This window comes from Niallia sp. FSL W8-0951, assembly GCF_038006525.1.
Taxonomy (GTDB): domain Bacteria; phylum Bacillota; class Bacilli; order Bacillales; family Cytobacillaceae; genus Niallia; species Niallia circulans.
This window is the reverse complement of sequence record NZ_JBBOVK010000001.1, coordinates 2,844,224-2,859,713: the sequence shown is the minus strand read 5'-3', so window position 1 is coordinate 2,859,713 and position 15,490 is coordinate 2,844,224. Positions and strand designations below refer to the sequence as shown.

The following is a 15,490-nucleotide window of genomic DNA, read 5'->3' as shown; positions in this document are numbered from 1 at the left end:
TAATAAAAGGAGGAAGGAAAATGGCAAGGACGGCTGCAATTAGTAGAAAAACAGGTGAGACGAACATTCAGTTATCGTTTAATGTAGACGGAGAAGGAGTTTCTGAACTAGATACAGGTGTACCATTTATGAATCATATGCTCGACTTATTTACCAAACATGGCCAATTTAATTTAACAGTCCAAGCGAATGGAGATATTGAAGTAGATGATCACCATACGACAGAGGATATTGGGATATGTTTAGGATTGGCTATTAAAGATGCGCTTGGAAATAAAAGAGGGATTAAACGCTATGGGAATAGCTTTGTGCCGATGGATGAAACATTAGCACAAGTGGTTATCGATTTAAGCAATAGACCTCATTTAGAATTCCGAGCAGAGTTTCCAAATGATAAAGTAGGAACCTTTGATACAGAACTGGTTCATGAGTTTCTCTGGAAACTAGCGTTAGAAGCTAGAATGAATCTTCACGTTATTTTGCATTATGGGAAAAATACTCATCATATGATCGAAGCAATCTTTAAAGCAATGGCACGAGCATTAGATGAAGCAACAACAATTGACCCTAGAATAAAGGGGATTCCTTCCACGAAAGGGATGCTGTAAATGATCGGAATTATTGACTATGGAATGGGGAATTTGTTCAGCGTAAGTAAAGCGTTAGAAAGATTAGATGCTCCCTATTTTATTTCAGAGGATAAAGATAGATTACTTCAGGCAGATGCATTGATTCTTCCAGGCGTAGGAGCGTTTAAAGATGCAATGGAAAAATTAAAGAAGACGGGCCTATCTGAAATGATTTCTGTATTTGTTGATAGTGGGAGGCCTTTGTTAGGCATTTGCTTGGGGATGCAGTTATTGTTCGAATCAAGTGAGGAGTATGGATATAGTGAAGGGTTAAATTTATTACCTGGAAAAGTGGTTCGCTTTCCTGGCATTACAGGTGATGGTACTGCCTATAAAGTTCCTCATATGGGCTGGAATAAGCTGCATTTTAAAAGAGAGTCTTTAGTCACACCTGATTTGAACGATGATTTCGTTTATTTTGTGCATTCTTATTATGCAGAAACAAAAGAAGACGTTATTATAGCAAGCTGTTCCTATGATAAAGAGGTTCCAGCAGTAGTAGGAAGAAACAATGTGTTTGGCATGCAATTTCATCCAGAGAAAAGTAGCAAATTGGGAATGCAATTATTAAGCAACTTCGCAAATTTAATACAGAAAGGATAAACAAGATGACCTTTACTTTATATCCAGCCATTGATATGCGAGGCGGAAAGTGTGTTCGTTTACTGCAAGGGGATTATGAAAAAGAAACTATTTATGGAGATTCACCATTTGATATGGCAAAAAGCTTTGTAGACCAAGGTGCGAAGTGGATTCATATGGTTGATCTAGATGGTGCGAAGGACGGCAAGAAAGTAAATGATCAATTTGTCATTGATACAGCAACAAAATTAGGGGTAAAAGTGCAAATTGGTGGCGGTATTAGGAAAGAAGAAGATATTGTCCATTACCTTGAGAATGGGATAACAAGAGTAATAATTGGCAGTATCGCTGTTTCACAGCCAGACTTTGCGATCAAGATGATCCGCAAATATGGAAAGGGAATAGTGATAGGTATCGATGCAAAAAATGGATTTGTTGCGACACATGGTTGGCTGTCCACTTCAGAAGTAAAAGCAGTAGAACTTGGAAAACGCTTTGCAGATGCTGGGGCGGAAACTTTTATTTTTACGGATATTGCAACAGATGGAATGCTAAGTGGACCCAATGTTAAAGCGATTGAAGAAATGGCTCTGATTACGAAAAAAGAAGTGATCGCATCTGGCGGAATCAGCAGTATACAAGATTTGAACCAACTAAAGGAAAGCGACTCTAAAGGTGCCATTATTGGTAAAGCATTATATGAAAAAAGATTCACGCTCCGAGAGGCTTTAGAACGATTGAATGGGAAGTAACTGGATATGGTGAGAGGAGTTTATTAATGTTAACGAAGCGAATTATTCCATGTTTAGACGTAAAAGAGGGACGTGTGGTCAAAGGAATTCAATTTGTTCAATTAAGAGATGCGGGGGATCCCGTTGAATTAGCGCGTTTCTATGATGAACAAGGAGCAGATGAGCTTGTATTTCTCGACATTTCTGCATCACATGAAGGTAGAAAAACAATGGTGGAGGTAGTAAAAGAAGTTGCATCCGAGCTTGCCATTCCTTTTACTGTTGGAGGAGGAATAAACTCCCTAGAAGATATGAAGAAGATTCTGCGGGCTGGTGCCGATAAAGTATCTTTAAATACAGCAGCAGTGTTAAATCCTGCTTTGATTGAAGAGGGAGCTAATTTTTTTGGATCTCAATGTATCGTTGTTGCCATTGATGCTAAATATGATACTGAGCTTGGTACATGGCGTGTCTATACCCATGGTGGAAGGAAACCAGTAGATAAGGATGTAATCACATGGGCAAAAGAGGCTGTTGCTTTAGGAGCAGGGGAAATATTATTAACAAGCATGGATACGGATGGGGAGAAGAAGGGATTTAACTTAGCATTGACCAAAGCGGTAAGTGAGGCTGTTTCTGTTCCAGTAATCGCTTCTGGAGGAGCCGGCAACGCCGCACATTTTGAAGAGGCATTTAAAGATGGCAAAGCTGATGCTGCACTTGCGGCTTCCATTTTCCATTATAAAGAAACATCTGTTTTGGAAGTGAAGAGCTATTTAAAGGAAAAAGGAGTGCTTGTAAGATGATATTAGATGAATTGAAATTTGATGAAAAAGGATTAATACCTGCTGTCGTACAGGATGTTGTGACAAAAGAGGTGTTAACCCTGGCTTATATGAATAAAGAATCATTAGAAAAATCCATGAGCACCGGAGAGACATGGTTTTATAGCAGGTCTAGACAGGAATTATGGCATAAAGGAGGAACAAGTGGAAATACACAATCTATTGTAGAAATAAAATACGACTGTGATCAAGATGCATTAGTAGTACTGATTCAACCGAATGGACCCGCTTGCCATAATGGAACAACAAGCTGTTTTGTAGACAGTATGTATCAAAACAAAGAAAGGGATGTAACTTCAGCGGACTATCAAATTCTTGCTAACTTAGAAAAAGTTATTGAAGAAAGAGATATTAAGCGCCCAGAAGGTACCTATACAACGTATCTATTTGAAAAGGGAGTAGATAAAATTCTCAAGAAAGTTGGCGAAGAAGCCGCCGAAGTTATTATTGCTGCAAAAAATCGCGACTCAGAAGAATTGAAGTGGGAAGCATCTGACCTTCTTTACCATTTATTTGTCTTATTACGAGAACAAAAACTTCCATTTTCTGAGATTTTGCAGGTGCTAGAAGCGCGCCATGAAGAAAAGACAGGAAAGTAAGCAAACTAGAGAATGGTTCATCTAGAGGGCCGCTCTCTTTTCCACACATGTCTCTTTTATTTAAATTCTCTCCTCTAAAAGTTTTTCCAAAAAGGCATTGACTCTTCTCGGATTTGTATTTAGTATGGTATACTTGTTGAGTTAATAGGAACTTTATAATGCAGCTTGATAAGGGAACATATATATTGGAGGATTTATGAATAAAAACTCAGATAGAGTACAACCAGTGGGTAAACTTATTACATTTAATCCTACAGGCGAATTTTATTTTAACAAAGGAATTAAGGCATATCATCAAAGAGATTATTATAAATCCCTTAAATATTTGCAAAGAGCACTGGCGTTAGAACCGGGAGAACCAATGATTGCATGTCAGCTTGCAGTCGTTTATGCAGATATTGGAGAATATCAAAAATCTAATGAACTTCTCCATGTTATTATTGAAGAATTAGATGAGGACATGGTTGAGTGTTATTATTTCCTAGCGAATAATTACGCCCATTTGGGATTTTTTAAAGATGCATATTATCATGCAAAACTATATTTAAGTTTAGATAAAGATGGGGAATTTGTAGAGGATACGGAAGATCTTATGGAAGTGTTATCTCTTGAATCAGAGGAGCTCGAGGAAGAGGAAGCTAACGAGGAAGAAGATCTTATTACAAGACAGGAACAGGCAAGGGCTCTGCTTGAATCTGGTAACTTTGCGCAGGCTGTGGAAGCTTTAACAAAGGTTATTCAAGATTATCCAGAATATTGGTCAGCATATAACAATTTAGCGTTAGCACACTTCTACCTAGGACAATCGGAAAAGGCCAGTGAGATTTTGGAGCATGTTTTAACGAATAATATCGGAAACTTACATGCTTTATGTAATAAACTTGTATTTGCTTATTATCAAAATAACGATAGGCATGTGAAAGAAATGGCTGCTATATTAAGAAAAATCAACCCTATTTCTATTGATCATCAGTTCAAACTAGGGACCACTTTCGCACTTATTGGTGAATATGATACAGCCTATTTCTGGTTGAAGAAGATTTATAAAAAAGGATTTCAGGGAGACGGTTCTTTTTACTATTGGTTATCTTACGCAGCTTATTACACAGGAAATAAGCAAACGGCAAAGAAAGCATGGAAAAAGGTAATGGATATTCATCCTGAAAAAGAAGGACAAGAGCCTTGGAATAATTTGGAATATACAATCAATGGATTTGAGGAGCATGTAAGCTCCATTCTCAAAAGATTTGAAAGCAGCCATGCTGAGGAGCGAATGTTTGCTACTTTTTTAACTTCAATATCTTCTCAAAAAGATAAGATTCTGTCTTCTTCTGTTTTTCAGCAACAGAATGTTTTTACACAAATAGAAAAAGATTATCGTGATTTTGTGAAGAATGGCACTGAGATAGAGGATCCATTCTTATATGTTGCACATCATACAGCCGAACAAATTTATACCAACTATCATCCAATTGGTACGGAAGAAACTAGTTTATATTTATTATGGTTTTCAGCTGTCATGGAAATGCAAACAGCTGGAGCTTTATTTAAAAATTGTATTGCGAGTGCAGCTGCTATTGACTATCTGTGGAGTCAATCTCGCGAGAAGAAAAAAACTCAGCAAGAAATTGCTAATCATTATGGACTTTCTACCTCTACTTTACAAAAATATATAAAATCAATGAAGAATTTTATGCAGCCCATCTATAGCTAAGATTCCATTATTTTGATGTTTTATGCATTTATTGAATAAATAGTAGTAAGAAGCAGTTAGGAATTGGACTGCTTCTTTTTTATAAGCTTTTAAAAAGCCTAATTAAATATATAATAAAAACAGTTATAATTAATCTATGTGATGCATGATATGAAGTTTTCCATATAAGTAAAATCCAAGATGTTGAGTGCCATACAATTTATCTCCTCGTTTTAAGAGTAATTTTTAAGTAAAAAGGAGAATTAAAAATAAAAATTGGGGAATTTTTAAATTCGGCATGATAAAGAACTAGATTTATTAAATCCAAATTGGGAAAATAATAAAAAGGCATATAGTGATAAAGAAATCAAGAAGAAAATGAGGCAAAGAAATTAAAGAACTTATTATAACTATTTATGAGCAGATATTTGGACGGATAAGGGATTGTTTTATAGGATAGTAATAGATAATCATACTTATAATAATAAATGGACAATGTGGATTCTAATAGATGCATTGGGTAGTTAATGGAAAAGGAGTTTTTGAAATGACGGAAGAAAAAATTTATGATGTTATTATAATTGGAGCAGGACCAGCTGGAATGACAGCTGCCGTATATACATCTCGTGCTAATCTTTCTACATTAATGATTGAAAGAGGAATACCAGGCGGGCAAATGGCAAATACAGAAGATGTAGAAAATTTCCCTGGATTTGAAAGTATCTTAGGACCAGATTTATCCAATAAAATGTTTAATCATGCGAAAAAATTCGGTGCAGAATACGCATATGGTGACATTAAGGAAATAGTGGACGGAAAAGAATATAAAACAGTTAAGGCTGGATCAAAAGAATTTAAAGCAAGATCTATTATTATCTCAACAGGAGCAGAATATAAAAAAGTTGGAGTTCCTGGAGAAAAAGAATTAGGTGGACGCGGCGTATCTTATTGTGCTGTTTGTGACGGAGCATTCTTTAAGAATAAGCGATTATTCGTCATTGGAGGCGGAGATTCAGCTGTTGAAGAAGGGGTATACTTAACTCGTTTTGCTTCCCAAGTTACCATTGTGCACAGACGTGACGAATTAAGAGCACAGAAAATCCTGCAAAAAAGAGCGTTTGATAATGAAAAAGTGGACTTTATCTGGAACCATACCATTAAGTCCATTAATGAAAAAGAGGGCAAAGTCGGCAGTGTGACACTTGTTTCAACAGTAGATCAGACCGAGCAAGAATTAGAGGCAGATGGTGTCTTTATATACATTGGCATGGTACCATTATCTAAACCTTTCGAAAGCTTAGGAATTACCAATGAAAATGGTTATATTGAAACGAATGACCAAATGGAAACGAAGGTGCCTGGAATTTTTGCAGCTGGTGATATTCGTGAAAAAACACTTCGTCAAATTGTTACAGCAACAGGAGACGGAAGTATCGCAGCGCAAAGTGCACAGCACTATGTAGAAGAGCTGGCTGAAGAGCTAAAACAACAAGCATAAGAAAGTGTCATTACGTTTTAATTGGAATGTAACAGTAGTGAAACATAGTTAGGGTATCATAGAAATAGAAATTGACCCCCTTTTAAGATATATTTTTTAGCATAGGCTCAAAAATGGAGCCTATGCCTTTTTTTATGGATTTTGCTCGATTTAGGCTTTGGCTGATAAATGTTATTTTTCGCGAATAACTGGAATGTTTTCGCGAATACTTTGTGTATTTCGCGAATTTAAGAGGTAATTACGCGAATATAGTGTAATAACTGCTACTTATTCCAAAAAATCTTTTGTCGGGTAATAAATTCTTCCTCGATTTTCACCTGTATAAGGTAATTTCATCGAGACAAGAAGTCGATTAGCGGTATCTTTGGAAGAAATATGGACAAATTCACGAAATTCCTTACTGGTTATAGAAGGTTTGATTAAAAGGAAATAATCTTCCACTGCTTTAATATGGGCTTTTCTATCAAATGTGGAACAGGATGGACAAAACCAGCTGCGCTTTTTTCTAACCATTGCAAATGCCATGCAATGTGGACACTGAACGCCTGTTATAATATCCTCTTTGCTTAAATTGTATTTTTCCAATACATTAGTATGATCTGGAGTGTGATGCTTGCGCAGGAATTTGGAGATTTTGCGAAGGTTTTTGTCATCGAGAATATTTCCTTTGTATTTTCTTTGTAATTGATCCCATTTTTCAAGAAAACTATGACTGTGTAGAACATGACTTTTTATCGAGGGATTTCCTTTTATGATAGTAGAAGGTTTGGATATAATAACGATTGGCTCGATAGGAGGAATAGGAAAGTGGCGTTTTTGTAAGAATGATTCTAGTTGGTGCTTTAATCTTTTTACTTGAGAGATGGGATCCAGGTAACCCTCTTCTTGATTATTTCGTGTTCGGGTAAATTGGTTTAAGTTTGTATCAAATAGTAATGTGCCTAAATAGTTTTTACAATCAATAATAATAAAAAAGCAATGTGTCAACAAGAGATAGTCGATTTGAAAATAAGATTTTCCATCGTATAAACGAAGGTTATTAATAATAAAGCAATCTTTCTCAGGGATAAAATCGAGATAATAGGTTAGATGCTTTTCTCCTTTATAGCCGCGTAAATAAATCGAAACATCTTTTTTGATGGCCGAATGTTTATCTCCGCGTTTTAAGAGTGCTTCTAATTTTCTTAACTTTAAATCCTTTTTAACAAGGTTAACATACAAAAGTACCCACATCCTTTTCTAAAGATATATAATCATTTCTCTGTCAGGAATAAAGAATCCTTCATAATTGGAAAAGGCAATTGATTGTGGGGGCATGACAATAATAGTATAATAAAAGGAATGGATAAAAAGCAGTGCCTACATATAGAGAAAATTGGGGTGAATAATTTTGCAACGTGTGACGAATTGTTTGTTACTTAAAGATAATAAAGTCTTATTGCTACAAAAACCAAGACGTGGCTGGTGGGTAGCGCCTGGCGGAAAAATGGAGCCGGGAGAGTCTGTGAGAGATTCCTGTATTCGTGAGTATAGAGAAGAAACAGGTATTTATTTACGAAATCCTAACATCAAAGGAATTTTTACCTTTATTATTAAAGAGGGAGATAAAATTATATCGGAGTGGATGATGTTCACCTTTTTCTCTACGAATGCAGATGGTGTCAATGTAGACGAATCAGCTGAAGGGAAAATTGTCTGGCACGATTTAGATGATGTGAAAAATTTGCCAATGGCTGAGGGCGATTATCATATTTTAGATTACATGATCCATGGAAATGGAATAATCTATGGAACATTTACTTATACACCAGATTTCGAATTAATTAGTTACCGATTAGATCCAAGCTAAAGATTTATAGGGGGAATTAAAATGGAACCACAAGTCGTAATCATCACAGGAATGTCAGGAGCAGGAAAGACAGTTGTTATTCAAAGCTTTGAAGACTTAGGTTTTTTTTGTGTGGACAACTTACCACCTACACTTTTACCTAAGTTTCTCGAACTTATGAAAGAGTCGGAGAATAAGATGAATAAGGTTGCTCTTGGGATGGATTTGCGGGGGAGAGAATTTTTTGATGATTTGTTTACTGCATTAGATGATTTGGCAACTTCCTGGGTTGTTCCCAAGATTCTTTTTCTTGACGCTGATGACAGCGCCCTTGTTAGAAGATATAAGGAGACTAGAAGAGTTCATCCCCTTGCACCGGCTGGGCTTCCTTTAGAAGGAATTAAATTGGAACGAGAATTGTTAGAAGAACTCAAAGGGAGAGCACAAATTATTTATAATACATCACAAAGCTCTCCGAGAGAACTACGCGAAAAGATTTTAAAAGAATTCTCTGTTAATAAACAATCTATCTTTACTGTAAATGTGATGAGTTTTGGATTTAAACATGGACTTCCTATTGATGCGGATTTAGTATTTGATGTGCGTTTTTTACCAAACCCTCATTACGTTGAGCATATGAGACCAAAAACTGGATTAGATGTAGAGGTATCTAGTTATGTATTGAAATGGACGGAAACAGGCCAATTTTTAGAAAAAGTCATTGATTTATTAACATTTATGCTGCCCCAATATAAGAGAGAAGGAAAATCGCAGCTTGTTATTGCGATTGGCTGTACCGGGGGACAGCATCGATCTGTTGCATTAGCTGAGTATATCGGCCATCATTTTGAAAAAGAATATAATATTGCTATTGCTCACCGTGATATGGAGAGGAGAAAGGACCAACAGGCATGAGTGAAAAGGAACAGCCAAGAATTGTAATCATCGGAGGAGGAACTGGCCTTTCTGTGCTTCTGCGTGGATTGAAAAAGTATCCAGTAGATATAACGGCAATCGTAACAGTAGCCGATGACGGAGGAAGCTCTGGAAGGTTAAGAGAGGACCTCGATATCCCTGCTCCTGGAGACGTTCGTAATGTGTTAGCCGCGTTATCGGATGTCGAGCCCTTAGTGGAGGAAATGTTTCAACATCGCTTCACGAATAGCAAGGATTTAGATGGACATTCATTAGGTAATTTAATCTTAGCTGCCATGACTTCCATTACTGGTAATTTTACCTATGCGATTCAAGAAATGAGCAAAGTACTTAATGTTCGTGGTAAAGTATTACCTGCGACTAGTCATAGTGTTATCTTAAATGCGGTAATGGAAGATGGAACGGTAGTAGTGGGAGAATCTAATATTCCGGAGGCTGGGAAAAAGATAAAGAAAGTTTTCCTTACTCCCGAAGATTCTGAGCCGCTTCCTGAAACGATACATGCTATCGAGCAAGCCGACTTAATTGTGATGGGGCCTGGAAGCTTATACACTAGTATCTTGCCAAACTTAGTAGTTCCAGAAATCAAAGAGGCAGTCCGAGAAGCGAAAGCAAAAAAAGTTTATGTGTGCAATATAATGACACAAGCAGGAGAAACATCCGATTATACGGCGAGTGATCATGTGAAAGCATTATATGAACATGTAGAAAAGCCATTTATTGATACAATAATCGTGAACAAAACGAATATTCCTGCAAATATACAACAAAGATATGATGAAGAAAAAGCAAAGCCTGTAGTTTTTGATATTAATCGGCTGGAACGGATGGATTTGGATGTAATAGCTGGTGATATCATTAAGCTTGATCAAGGTGTTATTCGCCATAACACACTAGAAGTGGCGAAAATTCTCTATTCAATTATTGATTGAAGGAAGAGTAACTTTTTAGACAAGGTATTGGAAAAATATGCTCCGAGTCTATAAGGGGGGAAGGACATGTCTTTTGCTTCAGAAACTAAAAAAGAATTAACAACAATTGAAGCCAAAAATTGTTGTGGAAAAGCAGAATTATCAGCACTAATTCAAATGAATGGGACACTTTCCTTTTCTAACCAGAGGCTAGTTGTAAATATCCAGACAGAGAATGCAGCTATCGCAAGAAGAATTTATACTCTAATAAAAAGATATTTTGATATCCCGGTTGAACTATTAGTCCGCAAAAAAATGCGTTTAAAAAAGAACAATGTCTATATTGTGCGCATTTCTAATCAGGGCAAAGAAGTGCTTGAGGAACTGAGTATACTTAAAGAAGGTTTTGTGTTTACTCATGAAATCTCACCAGACCTAATTAAGAAAAAATGCTGTAAACGATCTTATTTACGCGGAGCCTTTCTAGCAGGAGGTTCGGTTAATAACCCAGAAACTTCTTCATACCATTTGGAAATTGCTTCTTTATATAAAGAACATATTATCGCGCTCAGTGATTTAATGAATACATTTGGATTAAAAAGCAAGACGCTAGAAAGAAAAAAAGGTTTTATTGCTTATTTAAAGGAAGCAGAAAAAATCACCGAATTTCTTAATATTATCGGAGCCCATGGAGCACTTCTTCGTTTTGAAGACATTCGAATTGTGAGAGATATGAGAAATTCAGTTAACCGCTTAGTCAATTGCGAGACGGCTAATTTAAATAAGACAATCGGGGCTGCATTACGACAGGTTGAGAATATTCGTTATATTGATAAAACAGTTGGCTTACAAATTCTACCTGATAAACTTAGAGAAATTGCAGAACTTCGAGTTGCCTATCAAGATGTAACTTTAAAAGAATTAGGAGAAATGGTGTCATCTGGTAATATCAGTAAATCTGGCATCAATCACCGTCTAAGAAAAATAGATGAAATTGCCGATGCACTTCGTCGTGGAGAAAAAGTCAATTAATAAGAATGGATAATATATCAAGTAAACGATATATATTATCCATTTTTATTTTTTAGAATTATTATCAGAAAAATTATTCTAAACTGAATATTATTGGAGGTGAATCGAGCAAAAATTTCCTTTTCCTTGTATAATAGATATTATTACTACATTGATGAAGGGGAGGATGTTCGATGGTAGAGCAAGAGATTACAGTGGACTTAAAATCTGGACTTCAAGCACGACCCGCAGCTTTATTTGTTCAAGAGGCAAGTAACTATTTATCTGAAGTGTTTATTGAAAAAGATGGAAGAAGAGTGAATGCAAAGAGTATCATGGGGATAATGGGTTTAGCCATTCATTCAGGAGCAACAATAAAATTAATAGTTGATGGCAGCGATGAAGTGGAAGCGCTTCAGAATTTAAAAGGATTATTAAAGTAAAGCTGTTTAATATGTAGAATACTCTCCTAATAAAAAAGGCTGTTCCAAATAGGAAGATTTTATAGAGGATATCATCTATAGAAATCTAATTTGGAACGACCTTTTTTAATTATTAAGAGTTCTTTTATTAATTTTTCTTGTCTTCAAGAGAATTACGACTGATAACATGGTCAACTAAACCATATTCTTTTGCTCTTTCAGCAGTCATAAAGTTATCGCGTTCTGTATCTCTTGCGATTACCTCCATTGGTTGACCAGTTCGCTCAGATAAAATACCGTTTAATTTATCGCGTAGGAATAAGATACGTTTAGCAGCAATCTCAATTTCAGTTGCTTGACCTTGTGCTCCGCCAAGTGGTTGGTGAATCATCACTTCACTATTAGGCAATGCATAACGTTTACCTTTTGCACCAGCAGCAAGTAAGAATGCACCCATAGAAGCAGCCATACCAATACAAATTGTTTGGACATCCGGCTTAATATACTGCATTGTATCATAAATTGCCATACCTGCAGTGATGCTTCCACCAGGGCTGTTGATATAAATAGATACATCTTTTTCTGGATTTTCTGTTTCTAAGAATAAAAGCTGTGATACGATAGAGTTAGCAACATTATCATCGATAGCACTGCCAAGCATAATAATACGGTCTTTTAATAAACGAGAGTAGATATCGTAAGCACGTTCTCCTCTATTTGTTTGCTCAATAACTGTAGGAATTAAATTCATTTAAAATCCTCCTTTTTAATATCTGTTCGTAAAGCATAAGTATTTGTTTCTTCAGAAAGATGCATAACATCTAAACTGTATGTATTCCTAATGATACACGGATGGTCAATTAAGGTCAAACGTTAAAGCTTGATTCCCTGAAAATATCATTCGACATCTTTTTCATTATTGGAGATATAGAAAGCTATTATCAAATACCATCCCTTTATTCCGGTTACAATCCTTTCTCCATGATACCCACTGCACCTTTTTTTAAACATCTTCTATTGCAATAAACGGAAAGTTCGCTTATAATATGAAAGCGTAACTTTAACATAATGCCCTCGTGGTGCAACGGATAGCACGTAAGATTCCGGTTCTTAAAATGGGGGTTCGATTCCCTCCGAGGGTGCTAAGCATTCCTGTAAAAGGGTTTATCTAAATTTTTGGGGGTATTCATCCAATTATTTAGATAGACTCTTTTTTCAATCAGTTAACGCTCTTTTCAGATTTATCCATTCCTTATTAATATTCTACCCTTTTTGGTTTTGCAGATAAATCAGAAGTATGGATGATATTCCCATAATTAAGGCTGAAAACTCTAATTTGTGGCTAATCCTCAGCGTTACTGCTAAAATAACCAAACTTTATCCGATTTCGTATCATGATGAAAGTTATTCTCATAAAATGATTAGTATAGTAAATGAAGGCTTTTCTTATAAAGAAAGCATATTTAAAGGTATATTTTCTTAACAAATCAATAACATGAATAATAATTAGTTTTTTCCAAATAATATGAAAAGATAGAACGACACTTTTTCGCCAAATTTAACAAAAAATAGACACTTATCAGTTGAATTCATACTATACTGGTGTTAGAATTGTTCTTGTAGCAAGGAATTATTTTTTTGTAGTACCCGGGACGGAAAATGTCTATGTGGGACTTCTGACGACCACTGTAAGTGAAGGAGCGCATCAAAAGCATGGTTTCATTTATTGAGATTCAAAAAAGATTATTACCAGATTTACTTACAGTTATGCAAAAAAGGTACTATATTCTGCAGTATATCAAGAATATGCAGCCTGTCGGAAGAAGAAGTCTGGCAGTGAGCCTAGGACTGACCGAAAGAGTCTTGAGAAGTGAAGTCGAGTTTTTAAAGGATCAGCAGCTTATACATATTTCAAACATCGGCATGACAGTCACTTCGATAGGGGAAGAGGTGTTGGAAAGTCTTTCCAGTGTAATGAGAGAAGTAACGGGTATTAACGAAATGGAGCAGCTGCTGCAAAGAAAACTAGGTATTAACCGAGTTATCATTGTAGCTGGGGACAGTGATCACTCTCCATGGGTAAAAAAAGAATTAGGACTTGCCACAGCAAATTGTATGAAATCTCTTCTAAAGGGAAATAATATCATCGCAGTTAATGGTGGGACTACTATGTCCTCTGTTGCAGAGGCACTGACACCTAGTATTGCAGATGGAGAATTATTATTTGTCCCTGCACGTGGTGGAATAGGAGAAGATGTTAAAAATCAGGCAAATACAATTTGTTCCATGATGGCAGATCATACTGCATCTAAACATCGAGTTTTATACGCTCCTGATGAGGTCAGCGAAGAAATGTACAAAAGCATTTCCACAGATCCTCGTATAAGCGAAGTATTAAAACTCATTCGTTCCGCAAATCTTTTAGTTCACGGCATTGGCGAGGCGCTTACAATGGCGAATCGCAGAAATACCAGCAAAAGTGATCTAGAAAAGATTAAAAATGCAGAAGCTGTTGGCGAAGCATTTGGGTACTATTTTAATGAAGATGGAGAAGTTGTCCACAAGGTTCAAACAATTGGCCTTAGACTGGAAGACTTATCTACTGTACCTAATATCATCGCAGTAGCAGGTGGAGCATCGAAGTCAAAGGCTATTCGTGCTTATCTAAAAGAAGCACCAACTTCAACTATTTTAATAACAGATGAAGGAGCCGCAAAAAAGTTGATATAATGGGAAATCCCTTTATATATTTAATACTCTTAAAATTAGAGGAGGAAATTTACAATGACAGTAAAAGTAGGTATTAACGGTTTTGGACGTATCGGACGTTTAGCATTCAGAAAAATCATGGAAAACCCAGAATTAGAAGTGGTTGCAATCAATGATTTAACTGATACTAAAATGCTAGCACATCTTTTAAAATATGATTCATCTCAAGGAACTTTCCAAGGTGAAATCGAAGTACACGAAGGTTACTTCTTAGTAAATGGTCAAAAAGTTGTTACAACTGCTGAAAGAAACCCAGCTGATCTTAAATGGGGAGAACTTGGTGTAGATACAGTTATCGAATCTACTGGTTTCTTCACAACAAAAGAAAAAGCAGAAGCTCACATTCAAGCAGGTGCTAAAAATGTAGTTATCTCTGCTCCAGCAACTGGTGAAATGAAAACAGTTGTTTACAATGTTAACCATGATGTTCTTGATGGAACTGAAACAGTTATCTCTGGTGCTTCTTGTACTACTAACTGTCTTGCTCCAATGGCACAAGTTCTTCAAAATAAATACGGTATCGTATCTGGTTTAATGACTACAATCCATGCTTACACTGGCGACCAAAACACTTTAGATGCTCCACATCCAAAAGGTGACTTCCGTCGTGCTCGTGCAGCTGCTGAAAACATTATTCCTAACTCAACTGGTGCTGCAAAAGCAATCGGTTTAGTATTACCTGAACTACAAGGTAAATTAGACGGAGCTGCTCAACGTGTTCCAGTTAAAACTGGTTCATTAACAGAGCTTGTAACTGTTCTTGATAAAAAAGTTACAGTTGAAGAAATCAACGCTGCAATGAAAGAAGCTGCTAACGAATCTTTTGGTTACACTGAAGAAGAGCTTGTTTCTTCTGATATTATCGGAATTAGCTACGGTTCATTATTCGATGCAACTCAAACAAAAGTTATCACTGTTGGTGATCAACAACTTGTTAAAACAGTTGCTTGGTATGACAACGAAATGTCTTACACTAACCAATTAGTTAGAACTGTTAAGCACTTTGCACAACTTGCAACAAAATAATTTCCCTTTA

16 protein-coding genes and 1 tRNA gene are annotated in these 15,490 nt (G+C 36.2%); 15 read left to right on the top strand and 2 right to left on the bottom strand.

What is annotated here, in order from left to right; genetic code table 11:
* Positions 1 to 20: 20 nt before the first annotated feature.
* The 7 genes from hisB (at position 21) to trxB (ending at position 6,577) form a co-directional block, all read left to right on the top strand.
* Positions 21 to 608: an imidazoleglycerol-phosphate dehydratase HisB gene (gene hisB / locus NSS71_RS14315; RefSeq protein ID WP_061800347.1), complete on the top strand. Its 588-nt coding sequence runs from the start codon at positions 21 to 23 to the stop codon at positions 606 to 608.
* On the top strand, positions 609 to 1,232 hold the full coding sequence (hisH, locus tag NSS71_RS14310) for an imidazole glycerol phosphate synthase subunit HisH (RefSeq protein WP_061800345.1): 624 nt from the start codon (positions 609 to 611) through the stop codon (positions 1,230 to 1,232).
* A 5-nt stretch (positions 1,233 to 1,237) separates the two neighbouring features.
* On the top strand, positions 1,238 to 1,963 hold the full coding sequence (gene hisA, locus NSS71_RS14305; RefSeq protein WP_047943771.1) for a 1-(5-phosphoribosyl)-5-[(5-phosphoribosylamino)methylideneamino]imidazole-4-carboxamide isomerase: 726 nt from the start codon (positions 1,238 to 1,240) through the stop codon (positions 1,961 to 1,963).
* Positions 1,964 to 1,989: 26 nt separating this feature from the next.
* On the top strand, positions 1,990 to 2,748 hold the full coding sequence (gene hisF, locus NSS71_RS14300; protein ID WP_047943772.1) for an imidazole glycerol phosphate synthase subunit HisF: 759 nt from the start codon (positions 1,990 to 1,992) through the stop codon (positions 2,746 to 2,748).
* On the top strand, positions 2,745 to 3,386 hold the full coding sequence (gene hisIE / locus NSS71_RS14295; RefSeq protein WP_047943773.1) for a bifunctional phosphoribosyl-AMP cyclohydrolase/phosphoribosyl-ATP diphosphatase HisIE: 642 nt from the start codon (positions 2,745 to 2,747) through the stop codon (positions 3,384 to 3,386). Before hisF ends, hisIE begins: the two co-directional genes overlap by 4 nt.
* Positions 3,387 to 3,582: 196 nt before the next feature.
* Entirely contained in the window at positions 3,583 to 5,100 is a 1,518-nt protein-coding gene (locus NSS71_RS14290) for a tetratricopeptide repeat protein (RefSeq protein WP_047943774.1), read from the top strand.
* A gap of 526 nt (positions 5,101 to 5,626) precedes the next feature.
* The gene (gene trxB, locus NSS71_RS14285) at positions 5,627 to 6,577 is read left to right on the top strand and encodes a thioredoxin-disulfide reductase (RefSeq protein WP_047943775.1); all 951 of its coding nucleotides are present in this window, start codon (positions 5,627 to 5,629) and stop codon (positions 6,575 to 6,577) included.
* A 267-nt stretch (positions 6,578 to 6,844) separates the two neighbouring features.
* Here trxB and NSS71_RS14280 read toward each other — a convergent pair whose 3' ends face one another.
* Positions 6,845 to 7,798 carry a nuclease-related domain-containing protein gene (locus NSS71_RS14280; RefSeq protein WP_341151777.1) on the bottom strand — a complete coding sequence of 318 codons (954 nt, stop codon included), beginning with the start codon at positions 7,796 to 7,798 and terminating at the stop codon, positions 6,845 to 6,847.
* Between the two features lie 169 nt (positions 7,799 to 7,967).
* Here NSS71_RS14280 and NSS71_RS14275 point away from each other — a divergent pair, with 169 nt between their 5' ends.
* The 5 genes from NSS71_RS14275 to NSS71_RS14255 all read left to right on the top strand — a co-directional run bounded on the left by NSS71_RS14275 (position 7,968) and on the right by NSS71_RS14255 (position 11,706).
* On the top strand, positions 7,968 to 8,426 hold the full coding sequence (locus tag NSS71_RS14275) for an NUDIX hydrolase (protein ID WP_047943777.1): 459 nt from the start codon (positions 7,968 to 7,970) through the stop codon (positions 8,424 to 8,426).
* A 21-nt stretch (positions 8,427 to 8,447) separates the two neighbouring features.
* Complete coding sequence (gene rapZ, locus NSS71_RS14270) at positions 8,448 to 9,320, top strand: RNase adapter RapZ (protein WP_047943778.1); 873 nt, start codon at positions 8,448 to 8,450, stop codon at positions 9,318 to 9,320.
* Entirely contained in the window at positions 9,317 to 10,273 is a 957-nt protein-coding gene (locus tag NSS71_RS14265; RefSeq protein WP_047943779.1) for a gluconeogenesis factor YvcK family protein, read from the top strand. Before rapZ ends, NSS71_RS14265 begins: the two co-directional genes overlap by 4 nt.
* Before the next feature lie 66 nt (positions 10,274 to 10,339).
* Positions 10,340 to 11,284 (top strand): DNA-binding protein WhiA, encoded by a 945-nt coding sequence (whiA, locus tag NSS71_RS14260; protein WP_047943780.1) that lies wholly within the window; start codon positions 10,340 to 10,342, stop codon positions 11,282 to 11,284.
* 173 nt (positions 11,285 to 11,457) lie between these two features.
* A complete protein-coding gene (locus NSS71_RS14255) occupies positions 11,458 to 11,706 on the top strand; it encodes an HPr family phosphocarrier protein (protein WP_047943781.1) in 249 nt (82 codons plus the stop codon).
* Positions 11,707 to 11,833: 127 nt separating this feature from the next.
* Here NSS71_RS14255 and clpP read toward each other — a convergent pair whose 3' ends face one another.
* Positions 11,834 to 12,436 (bottom strand): ATP-dependent Clp endopeptidase proteolytic subunit ClpP, encoded by a 603-nt coding sequence (gene clpP, locus NSS71_RS14250; protein ID WP_047943782.1) that lies wholly within the window; start codon positions 12,434 to 12,436, stop codon positions 11,834 to 11,836.
* A 319-nt stretch (positions 12,437 to 12,755) separates the two neighbouring features.
* Here clpP and NSS71_RS14245 point away from each other — a divergent pair.
* The 3 genes from NSS71_RS14245 (at position 12,756) to gap (ending at position 15,480) form a co-directional block, all read left to right on the top strand.
* Positions 12,756 to 12,827 (top strand) — tRNA-Arg (locus tag NSS71_RS14245).
* A 571-nt stretch (positions 12,828 to 13,398) separates the two neighbouring features.
* The gene (locus tag NSS71_RS14240; RefSeq protein ID WP_047943783.1) at positions 13,399 to 14,415 is read left to right on the top strand and encodes a sugar-binding transcriptional regulator; all 1,017 of its coding nucleotides are present in this window, start codon (positions 13,399 to 13,401) and stop codon (positions 14,413 to 14,415) included.
* Positions 14,416 to 14,469: 54 nt separating this feature from the next.
* Complete coding sequence (gap, locus tag NSS71_RS14235; protein ID WP_047943784.1) at positions 14,470 to 15,480, top strand: type I glyceraldehyde-3-phosphate dehydrogenase; 1,011 nt, start codon at positions 14,470 to 14,472, stop codon at positions 15,478 to 15,480.
* Positions 15,481 to 15,490: the final 10 nt, after the last annotated feature.